This window comes from Nonomuraea rosea (assembly GCF_039539705.1).
Classification (GTDB): domain Bacteria; phylum Actinomycetota; class Actinomycetes; order Streptosporangiales; family Streptosporangiaceae; genus Nonomuraea; species Nonomuraea rosea.
This window is the reverse complement of record NZ_BAABDQ010000004.1, coordinates 289,168-310,743: the sequence shown is the minus strand read 5'-3', so window position 1 is coordinate 310,743 and position 21,576 is coordinate 289,168. Positions and strand designations below refer to the sequence as shown.

Annotated in this window: 17 protein-coding genes and 1 riboswitch; of the genes, 3 read left to right on the top strand and 14 right to left on the bottom strand. The window is 67.9% G+C overall.

Annotated elements, in window-relative coordinates:
- Nucleotides 1-283: 283 nt before the first annotated feature.
- The 6 genes from ABEA43_RS12420 to ABEA43_RS12395 all read right to left on the bottom strand — a co-directional run bounded on the left by ABEA43_RS12420 (nucleotide 284) and on the right by ABEA43_RS12395 (nucleotide 9,787).
- The gene (locus ABEA43_RS12420) at nucleotides 284-1,507 is read right to left on the bottom strand and encodes a sialidase family protein (RefSeq protein ID WP_345561271.1); all 1,224 of its coding nucleotides are present in this window, start codon (nucleotides 1,505-1,507) and stop codon (nucleotides 284-286) included.
- Between the two features lie 394 nt (nucleotides 1,508-1,901).
- Nucleotides 1,902-4,403, bottom strand: a complete 2,502-nt coding sequence (locus ABEA43_RS12415) for an ATP-dependent Clp protease ATP-binding subunit (protein ID WP_345561269.1) — start codon at nucleotides 4,401-4,403, stop codon at nucleotides 1,902-1,904.
- Between the two features lie 1,789 nt (nucleotides 4,404-6,192).
- A complete protein-coding gene (locus tag ABEA43_RS12410; RefSeq protein ID WP_345561267.1) occupies nucleotides 6,193-6,525 on the bottom strand; it encodes a histone-like nucleoid-structuring protein Lsr2 in 333 nt (110 codons plus the stop codon).
- Nucleotides 6,526-7,041: 516 nt separating this feature from the next.
- Complete coding sequence (locus ABEA43_RS12405) at nucleotides 7,042-7,527, bottom strand: RDD family protein (protein WP_345561265.1); 486 nt, start codon at nucleotides 7,525-7,527, stop codon at nucleotides 7,042-7,044.
- A 126-nt stretch (nucleotides 7,528-7,653) separates the two neighbouring features.
- Nucleotides 7,654-9,120: an RDD family protein gene (locus ABEA43_RS12400; protein ID WP_345561264.1), complete on the bottom strand. Its 1,467-nt coding sequence runs from the start codon at nucleotides 9,118-9,120 to the stop codon at nucleotides 7,654-7,656.
- An 85-nt stretch (nucleotides 9,121-9,205) separates the two neighbouring features.
- Entirely contained in the window at nucleotides 9,206-9,787 is a 582-nt protein-coding gene (locus ABEA43_RS12395) for an amino-acid N-acetyltransferase (protein ID WP_345561263.1), read from the bottom strand.
- Nucleotides 9,788-10,060: 273 nt separating this feature from the next.
- A riboswitch (cyclic di-AMP (ydaO/yuaA leader) is annotated at nucleotides 10,061-10,212 on the top strand.
- 92 nt (nucleotides 10,213-10,304) lie between these two features.
- Between ABEA43_RS12395 and ABEA43_RS12390 the strand changes: the two genes are divergently transcribed.
- Nucleotides 10,305-11,261 carry a C40 family peptidase gene (locus ABEA43_RS12390; RefSeq protein ID WP_345561261.1) on the top strand — a complete coding sequence of 319 codons (957 nt, stop codon included), beginning with the start codon at nucleotides 10,305-10,307 and terminating at the stop codon, nucleotides 11,259-11,261.
- A gap of 21 nt (nucleotides 11,262-11,282) precedes the next feature.
- Here the strand turns inward: ABEA43_RS12390 and ABEA43_RS12385 are convergent, their stop codons facing one another.
- The gene (locus ABEA43_RS12385) at nucleotides 11,283-11,495 is read right to left on the bottom strand and encodes a LuxR C-terminal-related transcriptional regulator (protein WP_345561259.1); all 213 of its coding nucleotides are present in this window, start codon (nucleotides 11,493-11,495) and stop codon (nucleotides 11,283-11,285) included.
- Nucleotides 11,496-11,802: 307 nt separating this feature from the next.
- Between ABEA43_RS12385 and ABEA43_RS12380 the strand changes: the two genes are divergently transcribed.
- Nucleotides 11,803-12,876: a cytochrome P450 gene (locus ABEA43_RS12380; protein WP_345561257.1), complete on the top strand. Its 1,074-nt coding sequence runs from the start codon at nucleotides 11,803-11,805 to the stop codon at nucleotides 12,874-12,876.
- Nucleotides 12,877-12,977: 101 nt separating this feature from the next.
- Here ABEA43_RS12380 and lysX read toward each other — a convergent pair whose 3' ends face one another.
- Nucleotides 12,978-14,459, bottom strand: coding sequence for a bifunctional lysylphosphatidylglycerol synthetase/lysine--tRNA ligase LysX (lysX, locus tag ABEA43_RS12375; RefSeq protein ID WP_345561255.1), 1,482 nt, complete (start codon nucleotides 14,457-14,459; stop codon nucleotides 12,978-12,980).
- Nucleotides 14,460-14,604: 145 nt separating this feature from the next.
- Between lysX and ABEA43_RS12370 the strand changes: the two genes are divergently transcribed.
- Nucleotides 14,605-15,084: a hypothetical protein gene (locus ABEA43_RS12370; RefSeq protein WP_345561253.1), complete on the top strand. Its 480-nt coding sequence runs from the start codon at nucleotides 14,605-14,607 to the stop codon at nucleotides 15,082-15,084.
- A 50-nt stretch (nucleotides 15,085-15,134) separates the two neighbouring features.
- Here ABEA43_RS12370 and ABEA43_RS12365 read toward each other — a convergent pair whose 3' ends face one another.
- The 6 genes from ABEA43_RS12365 to ABEA43_RS12340 form a co-directional block, all read right to left on the bottom strand.
- Nucleotides 15,135-15,917: a type III pantothenate kinase gene (locus tag ABEA43_RS12365; RefSeq protein ID WP_345561251.1), complete on the bottom strand. Its 783-nt coding sequence runs from the start codon at nucleotides 15,915-15,917 to the stop codon at nucleotides 15,135-15,137.
- 3 nt (nucleotides 15,918-15,920) lie between these two features.
- Complete coding sequence (locus tag ABEA43_RS12360; protein WP_345561249.1) at nucleotides 15,921-18,446, bottom strand: L-aspartate oxidase; 2,526 nt, start codon at nucleotides 18,444-18,446, stop codon at nucleotides 15,921-15,923.
- Between the two features lie 76 nt (nucleotides 18,447-18,522).
- Complete coding sequence (locus tag ABEA43_RS12355; RefSeq protein WP_345561248.1) at nucleotides 18,523-19,029, bottom strand: DUF6624 domain-containing protein; 507 nt, start codon at nucleotides 19,027-19,029, stop codon at nucleotides 18,523-18,525.
- A gap of 19 nt (nucleotides 19,030-19,048) precedes the next feature.
- Nucleotides 19,049-19,885 carry a pantoate--beta-alanine ligase gene (gene panC / locus ABEA43_RS12350; protein ID WP_345561246.1) on the bottom strand — a complete coding sequence of 279 codons (837 nt, stop codon included), beginning with the start codon at nucleotides 19,883-19,885 and terminating at the stop codon, nucleotides 19,049-19,051.
- 22 nt (nucleotides 19,886-19,907) lie between these two features.
- Nucleotides 19,908-20,798 carry a Rossmann-like and DUF2520 domain-containing protein gene (locus ABEA43_RS12345; RefSeq protein ID WP_345561245.1) on the bottom strand — a complete coding sequence of 297 codons (891 nt, stop codon included), beginning with the start codon at nucleotides 20,796-20,798 and terminating at the stop codon, nucleotides 19,908-19,910.
- A 385-nt stretch (nucleotides 20,799-21,183) separates the two neighbouring features.
- On the bottom strand, nucleotides 21,184-21,408 hold the full coding sequence (locus ABEA43_RS12340) for a chaplin family protein (RefSeq protein ID WP_345561244.1): 225 nt from the start codon (nucleotides 21,406-21,408) through the stop codon (nucleotides 21,184-21,186).
- Nucleotides 21,409-21,576 lie beyond the last annotated feature (168 nt).

Genomic DNA, 21,576 nt, shown 5'->3' with positions numbered 1-21,576 from the left:
TCGCCACATCACGCGCGAGCGGATCTTACGGCGAAGGTCATGTTAGAAGTGAAACCTGTCACACCGGAGCGGATTGACGATCTCGAGACCTACCGAATCCGCTGCACGGCGATCGAGCAGGCGGCGCTCGGACCCCATATCGGCTGCTCGCGCCAGAAACACCGTCCGGCGTCTCATACCACCCGTAAAGCCACTCAGACCCCGGACGGCACACCTCACGGCCCCAGACGACGTGCTCAGGCGCGCCACGGCACGCCCAGACTCCAGCCTGGCGACGCACCCGTCAGCGCAGGCCGATGGCACTCTCCCAGAACCAGTTCCAGCGGATCTCATCCCTGAACCGGGCCGTCCCCGCCTCGTACAGCACGCCGATCGCGCCGTTGCCGATGAGCGCCATGTCCGAGTATCCGGCGTGGTCGCCGTCGATCCGGATACCGGCGTTCCCGGTGCTGTTGTCGTAGTTGCGCCAGGTCGCACCCTCGTCGAACGACGAGCGGACGTTCAGGCCCACCGGGTTGTTGTTCGTCTTCGGTGTGGCGGGCGCCGACAACAGGATCCGGGTGTAGGGACCGCCGTCCCAGCGCTGGCGGAGCAGCGCCGGATGGGTGGGCGGCGCGATGACGGCGGTGTCGGCCTGGAAGGCGCCGCTGAAGGTCAGGCCGCCGTCCGTGCTGGTGGCCCGGGCGAGGCCGTGCACGGACGTCTGGTCCGGGACCGCGCCGTTGCGGGCGATCACGAGGATGCTGCCGTCGGTGCGCTCGACCAGCGTCTGCTCGCCGAGCTTCAGCACCGATTTGTCGTAGGTGGCGGTCGCGCCGATGTTCCAGCCGGCGCCGTGATCGTCGCTGTAGATCAGCCGTACGCTCTGCTGGTCACCGACCGCGAAGTAGACGGGCACCACGAGCCGTCCCGCGTGGTCGCCCCGCGTCAGCTGGATCCCGTGCCCCGGCCCGGTCGCGAACCAGTCGCCGGCGCCCGCCGGCGCCTTGATGACACCCGACAGGTCCTTGGGCGCCGACCACGTCTGACCGTCGTCCTGGCTGACCTGCACCTTCGGGGTACGCGGTGTGGCCTGGCCGGCCGTCGGCTCGGCCGTCGTGAACAGGAACACGGGCCCGGCCGAGTCGGCGACCACCGTGGCGTTCCCCTGGAGGGCGGCCCCGGCGGCGCCGGCCAGGACCGTCTTGCTCGCCTGCCAGGTGACGCCGTTGTCGATGGAACGCCGCATGACGACGTCGAACGCGCCGTGGTCGGCACAGTCGTTCTTGTTCCGCCGCTCGGCGAAGGCGAGCAGCACGTCCCTGCTGGTCTTCACGACCGCGGGAAGCCGGAAACAGGTCGTCACCGTCGATCCGGTGGCCGGGTCCGTCGTCGTGTACTGCTTCCACAGCGTCTGCTTGTGAAAGGCGTACGTGGGCGCCTGCGCCACCGCCGCCACGGGCGTCGCGGTGATCGCCACCGCGATGACCGCCCCCAGGGCGGCGCCGAACGTCCGGGATAAACGCATGCATGGCCCCCATTTCGCGTCCGCGGCCATCATGATCTCACCGCCCGCCCCCGCGATCTAGCGCCAAATCACCCGCGCACCAACCGCGGGCGAACGCCCCGCAGACCGAGCCCGGCGACAAGCCCGCAAGACGCTCTACGGCGGCAACTCCGGATCGGGGCCGTCGTCCCCCGGGACACGTAAGCAGCCGTCGCAAGGCCAACGACCGTCGACCCGCACGGATCGGACCGGCGAAGCCCCAAGGGGCCGGCGACCGCAAGCCCGCACAGGCCGAAGAACCGGAGGCCCCACGAGGCAGACGGCCGGAGATCCCGCACGGGCCGGACAGACGGAAGCCCCCGCGTGGCAGTTCACGCGGGGGCTTCCGTTCGAACCTGAGGCGGTGTGTGCCCCGTCAGTTCTGGATCGGCGCGGCGATCGCGGCCGCCGAGTCCGGGACCTCCGAGGCGGACTCGCCCCGGAAGAGGAACTTGGCGTTGTCGCCTTCGCCCTCGATCGTCACCTTCACGACCTGCCCCGGCCGGAGCTCACCGTAAAGGATCTTCTCCGACAGGGAGTCTTCGAGCTCGCGCTGGATCGTACGGCGCAGCGGCCGAGCGCCCATGACCGGGTCGTAACCACGGTCGGCGAGCAGCTGCTTGGCGTCCTGCGAGACGTCGAGCCCCATGTCGCGGTCCTTCAGCCTGGAGTCCACCTGAGCGAGCATCAGATCGACGATCAGGATGATCTCGGCGGGCGTGAGCTGGTGGAAGACCACGATGTCGTCGACACGGTTGAGGAACTCGGGCCGGAAGTGCTGCTTGAGCTCTTCCTGCACCTTGGACTTCATCCGGTCGTAGTTGGAGTCGGCGTCGTTGGACTTCGCGAACCCGACCCCGATGCCCTTGGAGATGTCGCGGGTGCCGAGGTTGGTGGTCATGATGATGACCGTGTTCTTGAAGTCGACCACGCGACCCTGGGCGTCGGTCAGGCGACCGTCTTCCAGGATCTGCAGCAGCGAGTTGAAGATGTCGGGGTGGGCCTTCTCGATCTCGTCGAACAGGACCACGGAGAACGGCTTGCGCCGCACCTTCTCGGTGAGCTGGCCGCCCTCCTCGTAGCCGACGTAGCCGGGAGGCGAGCCGAACAGCCTGGAGACGGTGTGCTTCTCCATGAACTCCGACATGTCCAGGCTGATCAGAGAGTCTTCGTCGCCGAAGAGGAACTCCGCCAGAGCCTTGGACAGCTCGGTCTTACCGACGCCGGAGGGACCCGCGAAGATGAACGAGCCGCCGGGACGGCGCGGGTCCTTCAGACCGGCGCGCGTGCGCCGGATGGACCGCGACAGACCCTTGATGGCGTCGTCCTGGCCGATGATCCGCTTGTGGAGCTCGTCCTCCATGCGGAGCAGGCGCTGCGACTCCTCCTCGGTCAGCTTGAAGACCGGGATGCCGGTGGCGGTGGCCAGGACCTCGGCGATGAGCTCCGAAGTGACCTCGGCCACGACGTCCATGTCGCCGGCCTTCCACTCCTTCTCCCGCCGCTCGCGCTTGAGCTGGAGCTGCTTCTCCTGGTCACGGAGGGCAGCCGCCTTCTCGAAGTCCTGCGCGTCGATCGCGGACTCCTTGTCGCGACGGACGTTGGCGATCTTCTCGTCGTATTCGCGCAGGTCCGGCGGAGCGGTCATCCTGCGGATGCGCATCCGGGACCCGGCCTCGTCGATGAGGTCGATCGCCTTGTCGGGCAGGTAGCGGTCGCTGATGTAGCGGTCGGCCAGCTGTGCGGCGGCCACCAGCGCGTCGTCGGTGATGGACACGCGGTGGTGTGCCTCGTAGCGGTCGCGCAGACCCTTGAGGATCTCGATCGTGTGGCTGAGCGAGGGCTCGGCCACCTGGATCGGCTGGAAACGGCGCTCCAGCGCGGCGTCCTTCTCGAGGTATTTCCGGTATTCGTCGAGCGTGGTCGCGCCGATCGTCTGCAGCTCACCACGCGCCAGCATCGGCTTGAGGATGCTGGCCGCGTCGATCGCGCCCTCGGCGGCGCCCGCACCCACGAGCGTGTGCAGCTCGTCGATGAACAGGATGATGTCGCCGCGCGTGCGGATCTCCTTGAGGACCTTCTTCAGGCGCTCTTCGAAGTCACCGCGGTAGCGGGAGCCGGCGACCAGGGCGCCGAGGTCAAGCGTGTAGAGCTGCTTGTCCTTCAGCGTCTCGGGCACCTCGCCCCTGACGATCTTCTGCGACAGGCCTTCCACGACGGCGGTCTTGCCGACGCCGGGCTCGCCGATCAGAACCGGGTTGTTCTTGGTCCTCCTGGAGAGGACCTGCATGACCCGCTCGATCTCCTTCTCACGGCCGATGACCGGATCCAGCTTGCCCTCACGGGCTGCCTGGGTCAGGTTACGGCCGAACTGGTCGAGCACCAGGGACGTCGACGGGGCCGACTCCTGCGGGCCGCCCGCCGCGGCCGGCTCCTTGCCCTGGTAACCGTGGAGCAACTGGATGACCTGCTGCCTGACACGGTTGAGATCAGCTCCAAGCTTGACCAGCACCTGGGCGGCCACACCTTCACCCTCACGGATGAGCCCGAGCAGGATGTGCTCGGTGCCGATGTAGTTGTGACCCAGTTGCAAAGCCTCACGGAGCGACAGCTCGAGGACCTTCTTGGCCCGCGGGGTGAACGGAATGTGCCCCGACGGAGCCGACTGGCCCTGGCCGATGATCTCCTCGACCTGCTGGCGCACACCCTCAAGGCTGATGCCGAGGCTCTCCAGAGCCTTGGCGGCTACGCCTTCACCTTCATGGATCAAACCAAGAAGAATGTGCTCAGTGCCGATGTAGTTGTGGTTGAGCATCCTGGCCTCTTCTTGGGCCAAGACGACAACACGCCTCGCTCGGTCGGTGAACCTCTCGAACATCTCGTCGCTCCTCACAGAGCGGTCAGTCAGGCCGGTAAATCCGGTCCCGTCATCCCGCATGCTAGCCCTGGCTCGGCGAACCGTGCCCACTGCCGCTGACACGCTCTATAGCAGAGACGTTCCCCGAGAGCAGGGCGTTCACCCTCCATCCAACTACTGTTCGGGGGTGCCATGTTCCCGATACGCCGCAAGCGAACGATGTTTAACGCGCTTCACGGAAGCGGCTGAAAATTGCCACCCGGGCGTACGCAGATCAACACGGATCGGCCATCCGAACGCTTGGGGCGAGCCGGTGTTGGGAGCACACCCTCGCCCGCGCATCTCAGATGCCGCGTCCGTATCTGTTACGTAATCATCCTATGTCCCGATGCAATGCTTGGCCAAGCGCACGCGCTACGCCCTGAGCACAACGCGGCACACACCGCCACACCGTCACCACGCGTAATCCGCCATCCGGTCAGCCAGGTTACCGGGCGCCGCCCGTCCGCATCCCGCGGGCCAATCGCCCCGCCCGCTGCGATCCCCGCCCTATCCCTACTGCCGTCCCGCAGCCTGCCCGCTACATCGGCATCCCCGTGAGTGACACCACTGTCGTCCAAGAGGCGCACGGCATTCGCTCACTTGCACGTGCACGGCATTCGCACACTGGACGCACTAGCGGGTGCCCGGCATTGTGCGAACGCGCCCGGGGACACGGCATTCCGTACACCCCTCTCCCTGGCGGCGGTGGAGATGGGCACGCGGCATAACCCGCGTTCGCGAAGATGTGCGCGGCGACCATAACGCGCGCCGGGATCGAGGGATGGCACGGCGGACCTTAAAGGCGCGCACGCACGGATGGGCGAGGGAGAGCATCGCCATGCCGGGCGCCGGCATCGGTTCACGTCTATGGAGCCGCCGACCCGGGATGGAACGGGCCATCGGAAACAACTCGGCGAGGTAAGCCTGGCGGCGATCTATGGGTGTTGCCGCGCTTAAGCGTGATCTCGGCCGGGGCCGGAGCCCCGCAAAACCCGCCCGTGCGGGATGCGCGTCCGACCGAGAAAGCGCTCCCAAGAGACGAGCAAGCCCGCGAAAGGCGCGTCCGGGGATCGAGCAGGCCACAGGATGGCCGAGCGGGCGCAAAACCAGCACCACCAGATGCGAGCGACTCTCAGCGAAACCCGCCGCCACCGATGCGCGCCCTCGCAGCAAAACCGCCATCACGGACGCGAGCGACTCTCAGCAAAACCAGCACGGCCGGCCCACGCGCCTCTCGCCCAAATCCGCGCGGCCGACGCACGCGCCTCTCAGGAAAACCGGCACGGCCGGCACGTGCGCATCTCAGGAAAACCGGCGCCACGGATGCGAGCGACTCTCAGGGAAACCGGCGCCACCGATGCCCGCAACTCTCAGCAAAACCGGAGCAGCCTCTCAGCAAAACCGGTGCCGGGGATGCGCCGCCCCCCGGCTAAAACCCACTCGCCCGCGACGGGTATCCGGTGGCCAAAAGGGAAGCCCGCTCGCGCCCATCCGCGCACCCGGAACGTACGTTCAATGAGGTATCACCGCCCGGCGAGCATTCGGCGAAGCGGGAACGGGACGCCCTCACATATGCGCGCCCCCGGCCAGTGAAACAGCCCCGGGACAGACCGGAACGCGCGACCAAAACGCCCACATATGTCTGAATTAGAAGATCATTGTCCGAAGCGTCCCGCATTCATGACACCCGGTAAAACGATCATGCGCTTATGGCGGCCGCCGGGGTCCTAGGCGAACGGCATAAGCGCATGGTCGACTGATGGCTCTCTCAGTGAGCCGCTTCGTACTTCTCCACGACGGTGGAGGCGATACGGCCGCGCTCGCTGACCGGCAGGCCGTGAGCCTTGGCCCACTGCCGGATCTCCGAGCTCTTCTCGCGGCTCATCGCACGGTTGCCGCCGCGGCCACGACGACGCGCGGCCACCGCACCCGCCCTGCGTGCATGCTGCACGAAAGGTGTGAGCGCGTCCCTCAGCTTCTTCGCGTTAAGGTCGCTGAGGTCAATCTCATAGGAGGAGCCGTCAATAGCGAAGCTGACCGTCTCATTGGCCTCGCCCCCATCGAGGTCATCGATGAGAATCTCCTGGATCTGCTTGGCCATCTACGCAATCCTTTCCCGGAGCATTGTTTCATTCGCCTGCCCAAACATATACCCGGAAAGGCGCGGAGACAATTCAGCTCAGCGGGGATTCGGCTGAGTGGCTGATCAGTTCTGGTTCTCAGCCTGATCCTGAGGGTTTGGACGCCGTCCAGCCCCCTCGGAGCGGACCAACTTCACTACGCCAAAGATGAAGGCGCCGGCGACCACGAGCGGGGGGATGAGCGCTGACAATACGTCTGTTACGGCTTCCATTCGGCCTCGCCTCCACGGCTGACGGGGTTTCGGGGGCGCATTTTGCGCATGCAGCGCGACCGGCAGGAGCACGAGCCCCCCTCATCACGCGCAAGAGCGCAACCACCCGCACCCGACCATAGCGGCACACAGATGCCCTGCGTGTCGCAGGGGCGCCAACATCCGGCAACCCGGACGTCCCATAGCCTAATGCCAGTCTCTCCAGGCTCCTTACCGGATCAAGCGAAAATTTTGCGAAAAGGCATCCGCCCAGGTACAGAAGGCTCAGCGAAGATCTTTAACGACGCGCGTTCCCGCCAGCCTGTCGTGTGGCCCGCGCTCCAGCGGCTTGTCGATCAGGATGAGCAACCCGACTCCGAACAGCAGCATTCCGGCCAGGAGATTGACGACCGGAATCCCCATCAGCATGACCGGCGCCGGATAGACCAGTGCTCGTTTGAGCAACGCCCGTGACGGAACGTCTCCAGGCGCCAGGCGTATCTTCATGATCGCCTTGCCGAACGTCCTGCCGTCCCTGGAATGCGCCCACCAGTCGTAGCCGGCATAACCCAGTCCCGCCGTCAGCCACGCGAGCACGCCGGGCAGCCGCCCGCCGAACACCTCGGACATCCCGACAGTTCGGAAGATGCCCCACAGCGCAAGGAACAGAATGTAATAGAAGACCCCGAAGACGAGTGCTTCAATCAGCCGGGCGGCAAGGCGTTCCCACCATTCAGCGGGCGGCTCCGCCCGGGGCGGCATCGCGGCCATAAGCCCCCACCTCGCGTCATCGGCGGCCACAATCGGGAGTCCAGGTCCCCCTATTTTGGTACGGCCCGCACACACAAAACAGAGGCCGGCGGGAAGCCGGCCCCTGTTTTACGACGTAGCGCGCGGCTACTTGATCTTCACCACCACGGTGCCCGCGAACTTGTCCGCGAACGTCTGCTGCAGCGGCTTGTCCCAGAGCTGCGACGCGCCGTTCACGCCGACGACGGCGTAAGCGAGCAGCGAGCTGAGGAAGCCCAGCGGAATGGCGTTGAGCACCCAGCCGCCCCAGGTGACCCCGGCGCGCTTGAGCGCCAGGTTGGTCGGGAGGCCCTTCGGAGGCATGCCCTGACCCACCGGGACGACCTTGATGCCCATCACCATCTTGCCGACGGTCTGCCCGGTCGCCTTCAGCAGGAAGAAGTCGTAGGCGACCCACAGGGCCGTCACGACGATGGACGTCACGATCCCCACCAGGGCCACCGACATGAACCCGCTGCTGCTCCCGTCGAGCGAGGAGTAGCTGACCACGAACAGCGTGCCGAGGATGAGCCCGATGACGATGTTCACGATGAACAGGATGACGAAGTCGATGATCCTGGCCACCAGTCGCTGCCACCACTCGGCCAGCGGCGCGGGCGCACCGGGCGGCTGCACGCCGACCGGCTGGCCGTAGGGCTGCCCGTAGCCGGGCTGGCCGTACGGCTGCTGTTGCTGCGGCTGCCCGTAGGCCTGGCCCTGGCCGTACTGCTGGTCGCCGTACTGCTGACCGTAGCCGGGCTGGGCGTAGCCCTGCTGCCCCGACTGAGGCTGCTGGCCGTAGCCGGGCTGGGACTGAGCCTGCTGTCCGTAGCCCTGCTGCTGCCCGTAGCCCTGCTGCCCCGACTGGGGCTGCTGGCCGTAGCCGGGCTGGGACTGCTGCTGCCCGTAGCCCTGCTGCTGGCCGTAGTCCGGCTGGGACTGCGGCTGCTGGCCGTACTGCTGGTCGCCGTACTGCTGACCGGACGCCTGCTGCTGGCCGTAGCCGGGCTGGGTGTAACCCTGCTGCCCCGACTGCGGCTGCTGGCCGTAACCCTGCTGCCCCTGCTGGCCATAGCCCTGCTGGCCGTAGTCCTGCTGCTGGCCGTAGCCAGGCTGGGACTGGGCCTGCTGACCGTAGTCCGGCTGGCCGTAGCCGGGCTGGGACTGAGCCTGCTGGCCGTAGCCCTGCTGGCCCGGCTGGGGCTGCTGCTGGCCATATTGCTGCTGTCCGTAGTCCGGCTGGGACTGCGGCTGTTGCCCGTATTGCTGCTGACCGTAGTCAGGCTGCGACTGGGCCTGCTGGCCGTACTGCTGCTGCCCGTATCCGGGCTGCTGCTGGCCATAGCCCTGCTGACCGTATTGAGGCTGCTGACCTTGCTGCTGCTGCTGCCCGTATCCAGGCTGCTGCTGGCCATAGCCCTGCTGACCGTATGGGGGCTGCTGCCCGTAGGCATCGTCCGCCCGGTAGCCGACCACAGTGACGTCGGGGTCGGGCTCGCCGGGGCGGCGGCCCGTGCCAGGCGCTGGGTTCTCGCCGGATTCGTCCTGTGGATACGGCGGCTGTCCGGTGCTCACCGTGTCACCTCGCTTCGAGTGCGCATGTGGCACGTGTCAGGACACATGCCTGTGCTGCCCAACGTATCGACATAGGTATCAACAATCACCTTTCCATGTGGTCAAGGTCCGCGTCACCCGATGTCAGATGCAGCAGCATGCGGGTGTTGCCCAGGGTGTTCGGCTTCACGTGCTCCAAGTCGAGGAACTCAGCCACACCCTCGTCGTACGAGGCCAGCAGTTCGGCGTAGACCTCGGGCGAGACCGGCGTGCCCTGGATGGGACGGAAACCGTGTCTCGCGAAGAAATCGACCTCAAAAGTCAGACAGAATACACGTCGCAGCCCCAGATCCTTCGCCTGCTGTATCAGCGCCGCGACGATCCGGCGGCCGACGCCCAGCTTGCGGCACGCGGGATCCACCGCGACCGTGCGGACCTCGGCGAGGTCCTCCCAGAGCACGTGGAGCGCGCCGCAGCCGACGACCTGCCCGTCCAGCTCGGCCACCCAGAACTCCTGTACGTCCTCGTACAGCGTCACCGTGGCCTTCTCCAGGAGCCGCGGTCCCGCGCCCGCGTAGGTGTCCACCAGGCGCCTGACCGTCCGCACATCGGGCGTGCGGGCACGCCGGACCACCACCGCGCTCTCCGGCCCAGGTCCGGGCTCCGTCAGTTCGGCCACCTGCTCCATGGCTCTCCAGAGTACAGATCTCATTACGGCTCAGCCCTAACACCCACGTCTCGGCCCATCCTGTTACATCACGTGGCCAGTTGGGCACGGAGGCAGCGCGTTCCTGCGTTCGGCAGATGCAAGGGCAAAGAGGACATAAAGTCGGTTCCGTACGGGAGCGCACGAGATCACCTTGTGACCCTTCAGTTGCGAAACCTCTACAGACTTGGCAGTTCTGGTTGAGCAGGAACCCGGAGTGCATTAGTGTCCAGCGACGATGTTCCCTGTCTATCGCCCGGGAACACGCCCAATTCCCGCAAGGGGAGCCGGGGACCCGCCGGTGGCGCCCTCCAATCGCCACCATTGGGGTGAATCCGAGTCTCTCGGTAGGGCTGCTCCGGCCCGAACCCGTCAGCTAACCCGGTAGGCGTCTTACGAGAGGAGCTGGTTGGTGAAGCGCACGCTCGATCGCGGGGGGAAGTCGGCGGGCAAACACGCCCGCCCGCCAGAACGCGCCCGGCACCCACATCGCCTAGGTGTGGTAAGTCTCACAATCGCCGCGCTGCTGTTCGCCATCCCCGTCGGTTCGGCGTCCGCGGACCCCAAGCCGTCGCTCAACGACATGGCCAAGCAGGTCGAGAAGCTGCACACCGAGATCGAGACGCTGACCGAGCAGTACAACGGCCAGCGGGAGCGGCTCAAGACCGCGAAGAAGGCCTCGGAGTCCGCGCAGAAGACGCTGACCACCAGCGAGGCCGAGGTGACCGCCAAGCGGGCCAAGGCCGTCATGCTCGCCCAGAACGCCTACATCACCGGCGGCATGGGCAAGGCGCTCGCGTTCACCGGCGCCGACGACCCCGATGCCTTCCTCGACCAGGCCGCCACCACGTACGCGCTCGAACAGCAGCAGGGCCAGGAGCTCAACCAGCTCACCAAGGCCATGGACGCCGCCACGCGCGCCAGGGCCGGCGCCAAGACGCGCATCGACGAGGTCCAGAAGATCGTCACCGAGCTCGAGACCAAGCGCGACAAGATCACCACGCTGGTCACCAAGGTCGAGAGCAACCTGTTCAAGCGGGCACTGGGCGAGGCGGGCCGTCCCGGCACCCGCGCCGTGCGCGTCAACCTGCCGATCGTCGGCGGCGGCAAGGCCGCGCAGGCCGCGCGCTGGGCGCTCGGCCAGCAGCTCAAGCCCTACGTCTGGGGCGCGGAAGGCCCGAACTCGTTCGACTGCTCCGGCCTGGTCATGGCCGCCTTCCAGCGGGTCGGCATCTCGCTCCCGCACTACACGGGCGACCAGTGGACGGCGGGCAGGCACATCTCGCGCTCCGAGCTGCGTGCCGGCGACCTCGTGTTCTTCTACAGCGACCTGCACCACGTCGGTATCTACCTGGGTGGCGGCATGATGGTGCACGCCCCCCAGACAGGCGACGTGGTACGGATCGCCTCGATCGAGCGGCGCCCGTTCGCCGGCGCGGTACGCATCGCCGACTGAGCCCCGTCTCGAAACCCGTCGCTAGATCAGCTGGCGGCGGGCCGCCCATGCGACCGCCTCGATCGCCGTGGACACCCCGATGCGATCGCAGATGCCCCGTAACCTCCGGCGTACAGTGCGCCCGCTGATATCCAGACGTCTGCCCACCCGATCAACCGTGACTCCCTTAGCCAGCTCCGCCAGCAACGCCAAATCGGCATGGCTCAGCTCAACGCCTTCAGTGAGCAAATCCATCGGGAGCCCTCCCCCCCAACAGCAGAACTCGGACCGCACAGATGGGCCAAGGCCGCTCCTCGCAGACGGTAAACGCATCCTGGAAAGGTCGTCAAGCGTGACAATCGCTGCTCTTGACGATCGCTATTGACATGATCCGCTATATATGACGTACTCGCCATATGTCGGGACACCTTGGTAAGCCATGAGCGATCCCATTGATCCTCCCGGCGTTCCCGATCCATCAGCAATGAGCCCGGCGGACGTTCTGGGTTTTGATCCGTTCGATCCGGATTTTCTGCGCGAACCATACGCCCGATATAGCGAGATGAGCGCACTCGGCGCGATCTTCAAAACGCGCGGCGGACTGTTCGTCGCGACCACTCACGAGCTCTGCACGGTGCTGCTGCGCGACCCGCGATTCGGCCGAGGAACCGATCCGCTGGACACGGAATCCGCAGGTCAGCCGGTGGAATCGTTCCTATGGATGGACCCGCCCGACCACACCAGGCTGCGGGCGCTGGTCAGCAGGGCCTTCACCCCGCGCATGCTCGAACGCCTCCGCCCGCGCGTCGAGGCGATCACCGCCGAGCTGATCGCGGAGCTGCCGGACGAGGCCGACCTGGTTTCCGGTTTCGCCTACCCGTTGCCCGTCATGGTGATCAGCGAGTTGCTCGGCGTCCCCAAGGAGGACCATGAGCGCTTCCGCGGATGGAGCGAGACGCTCGCCCGCAGCCTTGACCCCATGCTTACAGATGAGCTCATATCGGAAACCGGGCGGGCCAGAAGGGAATTTCGCGACTACTTCCGTGACCTCCTGGAGCTCCGGCGTGAGCGTCCCGGCGACGACCTCCTGAGCGCCCTCGGGCAAGTCGGGGAGCTCACCGAGGCCGAGTTGCTCGCCACATGCGTGCTGCTGCTCGTGGCCGGACACGAGACGACCGTCAACCTCATCGGCAACGGCGTGCTCCATCTGGCCGGGCACGGCCTGCTGGCCCAGGCCGCGGAACGGCCACGGCAGGTGGTCGAGGAGGTGCTCAGGTACGACCCGCCGGTGCAGCTCACGTCCAGGAACGCGCTGGAGGACACGGAGCTGGGCGGCGTACCGCTGCCGAAGGGCACGCCCGTGCTCGCGCTGATAGGCGCGGCCAATCGCGACCCGGCGGTCTTCCCCGATCCCGCACGCTTCGACGTGACCCGCGATCCCGGCCGGCACCTCGCCTTCGGCCTCGGGATCCACTTCTGCCTGGGGGCGACGCTGGCCAGGATGGAGGGCGAGATCGCGCTGTCCGCGCTGGCCGCCGCGGCGCCCGGCCTGGAGCTCGCCGACCCGGCGCCGCCGTACAAGGCGAACATGGTGCTGCGCGGGCTGGCCACCCTCCCCGTGCGGCTCAGGCGGTAGGGCACACGCGAAAGCCCTCCCCGTGCGGCTCAACCGGTAGAGCACACGCGAAAGCACGCGGAAGCCCGCCGCACGCGCGTGCGGCGGGCTTCCTGAACGCGTCAGTGCGTCGGCTTGACCAGCGGGAACAAGATCGTCTCCCGGATGTTCTTGCCGGTGAACGCCATGATCATCCGGTCGATGCCGGCCCCCATGCCACCCGTGGGCGGCATGGCGTATTCGAGCGCCTGCAGGAAGTCCTCGTCGAGCTGCATGGCCTCCAGGTCGCCACCCGCGGCGAGCAATGACTGCTCGACCAGCCGGCGGCGCTGCTCGATCGGGTCGACCAGCTCGGAGTAGGCGGTGCCCAGCTCCGTGCCGAACCCGATCAGGTCCCACTTCTCCGTCAGCAGCGGGTTGTCGCGGTGCTGGCGGGTCAGCGGCGAGGTCTCCAGCGGGTAGTCCATGACGAACGTGGGCTGGACGAGCGTGTGCTCGACGAGCGCCTCGAAGATCTCCTGCACGACCTTGCCGGATCCCCACTTCGGGTCCCAGTGGATCTCGCGGCGATCGGCGATCTTACGCAGCTCCTCCAGCGAGGTCGCGGTCGTGATCTCCTCGCCGACGGCCTCGGACACCGCGCCGTAGAGCGTGATGCGCGGCCACTCGGGGATGCCGAGATCGACCTCCACGCCGTCGTGGACGACCACGGAGGTGTCGAGGGCGGCCACGACCGCCTTCTGGTACATCCGCTGGGTCAGGTCGGCCATGTCGCTGTAGTCGAGATAGGTGCCGTAGGCCTCGACCATGGTGAACTCGGGGTTGTGCGTGGAGTCCGCGCCTTCGTTGCGGAAGTTGCGGTTGATCTCGAAGACCTTCTCGATGCCGCCGACCACGAGCCGCTTGAGGTAGAGCTCGATCGCGATGCGGAGGTAGAGGTCCATGTCGTAGGCGTTGATGTGGGTCTTGAAGGGCCTGGCCGTGGCGCCGCCGTGAATCGGCTGCAGCATCGGCGTCTCGACCTCGAGGTAGCCCTCCTCGTGCCAGAAGTCGCGCACCGCGCGCACGGTGGCGCTGCGGACGCGGGCCATCTTCCTGGCCTCGTCGTTGACGATGAGGTCGACGTAGCGCTGGCGGACCCGCGCCTCGGGGTCGGTGAGACCGACGTGCTTCTCCGGCAGCGGGCGCAGGCACTTGGCGGTGATCTGCCAGCTGTCGGCCAGGATCGACAGCTCGCCCCTGCGCGAGGTGATGACCTCACCGGTCACGCCGACGTGGTCGCCCAGGTCGACGTCGCGCTTCCAGCTCGCCAGCGACTCCTCGCCGACCTTGTCGAGGGAGATCATGACCTGCAGGTCGGCACCGCCGTCGCGCAGGCTGGCGAAGCAGAGCTTGCCGCCCACGCGGTTGAGCATGACGCGGCCCGCGACCGCGACCGTGTCGCCGGTGGCGGTGTCGGGCTCCAGGCCCTGGTATTTCTCCCTGACCTCGGTGTTGGTGGCCGTACGGGGGAAATTCACCGGGTAAGGATCGACGCCCTCACTGCGAAGGCGGTCGAGCTTCTCCCTCCGGATGCGCATCTGCTCGGGAAGTTCGTCGCTCACAACATCAAAGAGTAGGGGATATGGCGAACTGCAAGGGCTGGTCGGTCTCCTGCAACAGCGCTGCAATCGCCCTCGCTTACTAATTTCTTACGAGCTCAGGGGGGAGCCGGTAGGGAACCGGCCCATGGGGAGCTCTAGGAGAGAAATGTTCAAGAAGATCGCGACAGGCATCCTCGCCGTCGCCGCGACCAGCGCAGTGGCCATGTCGCTTCCTGCCGCGGCCTACGCCAGCGAGCCCCACTACGACGACTACTCCGACTACTGGGGCCCCGTCTTCGCCAAGCACCACCAGGCCAAGGCCCAGGGCTGGGTCGGCGTCAACTGGGACCACGACGGCGAGTCGAACGAGGTCACGGTCCGCGGCCGGCTCTACGACCTGGACAACCGCAGCTACGACGAGGGCGGCAAGTGCGCATTCGTGAAGTTCGAGGCCAGCGACTTCGACGAGGACTGGTCGCAGGTCTACAGCAAGAAGTACTGCGGCTTCCCCGGCTACAAGAAGTTCTCCTTCCAGGAGAACGACGTCTTCAGCATCCGCGTGAAGGTCTGCCAGATCGGCCAGCACAGCAACTACCCGACGAAGTGCGGCCGCTGGGAGTACCTCTACACCGCCGAAAGCGAGTAACGGCGCCTATCTGCGCAAGCGGCCCTCCATCCGAGCGGGGGGCCGCTTGTTCATGTCACGTTCCTGTTGTAGATCAGCCGCAGCCCGATGAGGGTCAGCCACGGCTCGTGCACGTCGATCGAGCGCGACTCGCCCACGACCAGCGCCGCGTGCCCGCCGGTGGCCACCACGGTCACCTCGTCGGGGTCGTCGGCCAGCTCCGCCGCCATCCGCTCGACGATGCCGTCCACCTGGCCGGCGAATCCGTAGATGATGCCGGCCTGCAGCGCCTCGACGGTGTTCTTCGCGATCACCGAGCGCGGCCTGACGAGCTCGACCTTGTGCAGCTGCGCTCCCGCGGCGGCCAGGGCGTCCACCGAGATCTCGATGCCGGGGGCGGTCACCGCGCCGACGTATTCGCCCTTCGCGGACACCGCGTCGAACGACGTCGCCGTCCCGAAGTCCACCACGATGCACGGGCCGCCGTACTGGTCGATGGCGGCCAGCGAGTTCACGATGCGGTCGCTGCCGACCTCCTTGGGGTTGTCCATGCGCACGGGCACGCCGGTGCGGATGCCGGGCTCCACGATCACCGCGTTCACGTCGCCGTAGTAGCGGCGGCACATCTCGCGCATCTCGTTCAGCACGCTCGGCACGGTGGAGCAAATGGCGATGCCGTCGATGTCGGTCCCCTTGAGCAGCGGCGACTGGGTCAGCAGCCCCTGGAGAACGACCGCGATCTCGTCGGCGGTGCGGCGGGCGTCGGTGGCCAGCCTCCAGTGCTCGATGACATCCTCGCCCTCGAACAGCCCCAGCACCGTGTGCGTATTTCCGACGTCGATCGTGAGCAGCATTAATTACCCCCGCAGATCCAGTGCGATGTCAAGGGCCGGCGCTGAGTGCGTTAGCGCTCCCACCGCAAGGTAGTCAACGCCAGTTTCGGCCACATCACGAGCCGATTCCAAGGTCAATCCCCCGCTCGCTTCAAGCGCAACCCTGTTTTTAGCCCGATTCTTCGTGATTTGTACGGCACGAGCTGTGTCCTCGATGGTGAAGTTGTCCAGCAGGATCTCCTCGGCCCCCTGTTCCAGCACGGGCTCCAGCTGGTCCAGCCGGTCGATCTCCACCTCGATCGGCAGGTCGGGGTAGCGCTCCCGCACCGCCATGAACGCCTCGGCCACGCCACCCGCGGCCACCACGTGATTGTCCTTGATCAGCGCGGCGTCCGACAGCGACATCCGGTGATTCACGCCGCCGCCGCAGCGCACCGCGTACTTCTCCAGTGCCCGCAGCCCCGGCAGCGTCTTGCGGCTGTCACGCACCCGGGCCGTCGTGCCGCTGATCGCCTCGGCCCACCTGCCGGTCAGCGTCGCCACCCCGGACAGGTGCGTGAGCAGGTTGAGCGCGGTGCGCTCGGCGGTCAGCACGCCCCGCGCGGGCCCCTCGACGGTCATCAGCACGTCTCCCGCCCGGACGCGCTCGCCGTCCTTGGCCAGCCGCTCGGTACGGGCCGCGCCCAGCCGGACGAACACCGCCTCCGCCACCGCCAGCCCGGCCACCACGCCGTCCTTGCGGGCCACCACGTCGCCGACCGACCGCTGCCCGGCCGGGACGGTGGCCAGGCTCGTCACGTCGCCGGCCTCTTGCAGGTCCTCGGCCAGCGCCCGGTCGATCAGGGCGTTCACCTCGGCCGGGTCGAGCCCGGCGGCGGCCAGCTCCTGCGCCAGGCGCGGCGGCATCGCGTCTTCGTGCGGCGTGTAGGTCATGCGGGGGCCCTCCTCCGTCAGGGTCACGTCCAGGTGGCCCAGCCATTCGTTGTCGTCGCGGGCGCCGAAGTCCTCGCGCCAGTGTGAGCCACGGGTCTCCAGCCTGGCCGCCGCCGCGCCGGTGAGCACGGTGGCGACGGTGAGCAGGTTCGTGGTCTCCCAGGACTCGGTGCAGGCGGCCACGCGTACGGGCGTCCAGCGGGCCTCGCGCAGCGCCTTGGCCGTGGCCAGCAGCGACTCGCGGCTGCGCAGGACGCTCGCGCCCGTGCTCATGTGGGCCTGGATCCGCGGCCTGATCCTGGGGTCGGCCAGCCCCGCCTCCGCCGGGTTCGCGACCGGTTCGCCGGGCCGCGGGCGTACGCGGTGGATGTCCTCGGCGATGCGCTCGGCGAAGACGAGCCCTTCGAGCAGGGAGTTGGAGGCCAGCCTGTTCGCGCCGTGCACGCCGGTGCAGGCGACCTCGCCGCACGCGTACAGGCCGTCGATCGAGGTGCGCCCGAGCAGGTCCGTACGGACACCGCCGCTGGCGTAGTGGGCCGCGGGCGACACCGGGATCGGCTCGGTCGCCGGGTCGATGCCGTGCTCGCGGCAGACGGCGTAGATCGTCGGGAAGCGCGACTCCCACTTCTCCCTGCCGAAGTGGCGGCCGTCGAGATGGACGTGGTCGCGGCCGCTCTCGCTCATCGACCGCATGATCGCCTTGGCCACGACGTCGCGCGGCGCGAGGTCGGCCAGCTCGTGCGCCCCGGTCATGAACCGTTCGCCCGCGTGGTCGATCAGGAACGCGCCCTCGCCCCTGACCGCCTCGGAGATCAGCGGCTGCTGGCCCGTCGATCCCGCGCCCAGCCAGAGCACGGTCGGATGGAACTGGACGAACTCGATGTCGCGCACCACCGCCCCCGCCCGCAGGGCGAGCGCGACGCCGTCGCCGGTGGAGACGGCGGGGTTCGTGGTGGCGGCGTAGACCTGACCCATGCCGCCGGTGGCCAGCACCACCGCCCTGGCGCGCACCGCGCCCACGCCGTCGCGCGCGCCCTCGTCCATGACGTGCAGCGTCACGCCCGCGGTCCGGCCCTTGGCGTCCTTGAGCAGGTCGAGGACCAGCGCGTGCTCGATCACCTCGATCGAGGCCGCGCGGATCGCCTCGACGAGCGCCCGCTGCACCTCCGCCCCGGTGGCGTCGCCGCCCGCGTGCACGATCCTGCGCCGCCGGTGCCCGCCTTCCCTGGTGAGCTGGAGCTCGCCGTCGGGGGTGCGATCGAACCGCGCGCCGCGTTCCATGAGCCGGTGCAGCGCGCCCGGCCCCTCGGTCACCAGTGTCCGCACGGCTCGCACGTCGCACAGGCCGACCCCGGCCAGCAGCGTGTCGCTCAGGTGCTCGTCTGGGGTGTCACGGGGGTCGAGGACGGCCGCGATGCCGCCCTGGGCCCACCGGGTCGAGCCGGCCGACAGCACGTCCTTGGTGACCACCAGGACCTTGGCGGCCGGTGCCAGCTCGGCGTAGCGCAGGGCCACCGTCAGACCCGCGATGCCCGAGCCCACGACGACCACGTCCGCCTCAACGGTCCAGCCGGGGGCGGGGGCGGTCAGACGCAGGGGAATCGCCGGTGCACTCATGGGGATCTCCCTCACTGAGGTGATTTCGTCAATATGACGATAACGCCTGCCGTGTGCCAGGAAATCCCCGGGGGTCTCAGATCCCCTCGGACTTGCGGATGAAGGCCTCGTAGTCGGCGAACGGCTCCAGCCCCACAGCGGCGCGGCGCTCGTCCAGGAGGTCCGGCTCCTCGATCGGCATGGGTTCGAGACCTTCCGTCCCGTGGTGGAACTGGGTGCCGTAGAGCTGGTGCCGGCCCGACCGCACGCGTACGCGGTCCTCCAGGTACGCGAAGTCACGTGGCGAGGCCTCGTCCGACTCCACGGCGTCCGCCATCGCCCCGTGGAACAGCCGCTGGACCTCGGGGAGCGTGGCGTGCTGCGCCAGGAGCCAGGCGGCCCGCGCCGCCCGCGCCCCGACCTGCGAGACCAGCGGCCACCCCCGGTTGGCCACCACGGAGTAGAGCCAGGCGGTGTTGCCCTCGTCGAAGCGCTGGAGCCGGGCCAGCCGCCGGTCGCCGGGAAAGCCCTTGGCCGGGTCGCGCAGCGCCTGATCGACCTCCAACCGGCGGAGCAGCTCCTCTCGTAACTCCTCGTCGGTCATGACCCGACGGTAATCCGCCTCAGGCGGGATTCAAGGTGAGGGTGACGTTGTCGATCAACCTGGTGCTCCCGACCCTGGCGGCCACCGCGAGCACCGCCATGCCCTCGTACGACTCGCTCACCTCGGCGAACGTGGCCGGATCCACCAGCGCGAGATAATCCACGTCGAGCCGGGGACCGGCCGCGTCGAGCATCTCCTGCGCCGCCGCGCGGATCCCGGACGGGGTGAGCTCGGCCGCGCCCGCCCGCAGCGCGCGGGAGAGCGCCACCGCCGTCTCACGGTCGTCGTCGGACAGGAAGCGGTTGCGGCTCGACAGGGCCAGGCCGTCGGACTCGCGCACGGTGGGCGCGCCCAGGATCTCGATCGGCAGGTCGAGGTCGGCGACCATACGGCGGATCAGGGCGAGCTGCTGGGCGTCCTTCTGCCCGAAGACCGCCAGGTCGGGGTGCACCAGGTTGAACAGCTTGAGCACCACCGTGAGCATGCCGTCGAAGTGGCCCGGCCGCACGGCTCCCTCGACGACCTCGCCCATCCGGCCCGCGTGCACGCTGACCTGGCGGTCCGGCGCGTACATGTCCTCGGCGGCCGGATGGAACACGACGTCCACGCCCTCGGCCCGGCAGACATCCAAGTCAGCGCCAAATGTACGGGGATATCGTGAAAAATCCTCGTTAGGACCGAATTGCAGAGGATTGACGAAGATGCTGACCACCACCTGATCGGCCCGTACGCGGGCCTCCCTGATCAGGGTCCTGTGCCCCTCGTGCAGCGCCCCCATGGTCGGCACCAGGGCGACATCGCCACCACGGCGCGCCTTGACCAGGTCTTCCCGGCTCCTGGCGACGATCAACTCCATAACAGCCCTCCGAACGCGACGGTCAGGTCCATATATTGCCCCCCAGCGCGTCGAGCAGCCGCTCCGCCTCCTCAGGTTTGAGCAGCCCGGCCGCCATCGCCCGGTCGGCCGTGAGCCTGGCCAGCGCGATGTAGGCGTCGGCCGCCTCGGGCGCCGCCAGGATCAGCGCGTCCACGTGTTTTCGCACGGTGCCCGCGTCACCGCGGACGACCGGGCCGGTGAGACCGGCGATGCCGAGCCGCAGCACGTTGTCGAGCGCGGCGCCGAGCAGCGGGCCCAGCATCCGCCCAGGATGCTCCACGCCGATGCCCTCCAGCAGGTCGGACGACTCCGCGATGAGCGTGACCATGTGGTTGGCCGCCCCGGCCAGGGCCGCATGATAGAGCGCGCGGTCGGCGTCGGCGATCCAGACCGGCTCGCCGCCCATCTCGATCACCAGGGCCTCGGCGATGGGACGCAGCACGTCGGGCGCGGTCACCCCGTAGGAGATGCCGGTGAGCTTGTTGAGGTCGTCGTCCCTGCCGGTGAACGTCATCACCGGATGCAGCGCCAGCGGCAGCGCGCCGGCCTTGGCGGCCGGGTCGAGGACGGACAGCCCGTACGCCCCGCTGGTGTGCGCCAGCAGCTTGCCGTGGAGGTCGGCCCCCGTGGTCGCCAGCCCGTTGACCAGATCGGGCAGCGCGTCGTCCGGCACCGTCAGCAGGATGAGCTGAGCGGCGGCCACGACCTCGTCCGGCCGCGACGGCTGCACGCCGAGCCGGTCGGCGGCCCAGCGCTGCGAGTTGTCCGACACGCCGCTCGCGGCGACGACCCGATGCCCTGCCTGCGCCAGCGCGGCGCCGAGCGCGGAGCCGACCTTGCCGGACCCGAGCACGCCGACAGTCAGCCGTGCCGGGCGATCACCTGCGTCCATGACGTCACACCCCTGTCGACCTGATGGCACTGCCGACCAGCGTAACGGCCTCGCGGGGTTGCGCACGGCAGCCACTCCAGCGGCCCACCACAGGTAGCGAGGCGCGCACCTACGGTAGGCCAGGACCGGCAGCACAGCAGCGTGACCACTGTTTTGCCAGGCGTTGAGTTATGACAAAAACGACAAGGGCATTCAAAAGGTGCACCCCCTGTCGGAAGAGATGAGGAGAGGGGTCACCGCATGGCAGCGGGCGCCGAGTCCTTCGCCAGGACGCGACGCCCGCATGGGATGCGACCCCTTGGAGGTGCGCCGGCGGTCAACGCCGACTGACCAGCCGGGGTCCGGGCCCGGGCCGGCTCACGCCGGTCCGGGCTCTTTCCGTAGGTCAGTGGTGGCTGGGCGCGTAGGCCGCGGCGCCGCCCTTGCAGCCGGCGATGAGGACGCCGACGCCCACCGAGTTGCCACAGACGTTGATCGGGGCCGTGATCGGGATGTGCAGCTGGTTGCCGCCGAGAATGCTGCCGTTGCCGCTGGTGATGTCGGCGTGGGCCGGGACGGCCAGCGACATCATGGCGACAGCACCGGCCACGACCAGGGTCTTCTTCAGCATGAGGGGCTCCTCTCAGTTCAGCGGCCGGCAGGCCGCGGAGTGCTCGGGTCCTGAGTGACGAACTCCCTGCCAATTGGGGGTTGGCAGAACGCAGTCGCTCGATGACAATAAGTCAACGCTACCGCAAGTTAGCGACAAAGAGTAGTCATGTGATGACCGTGCGTGTCG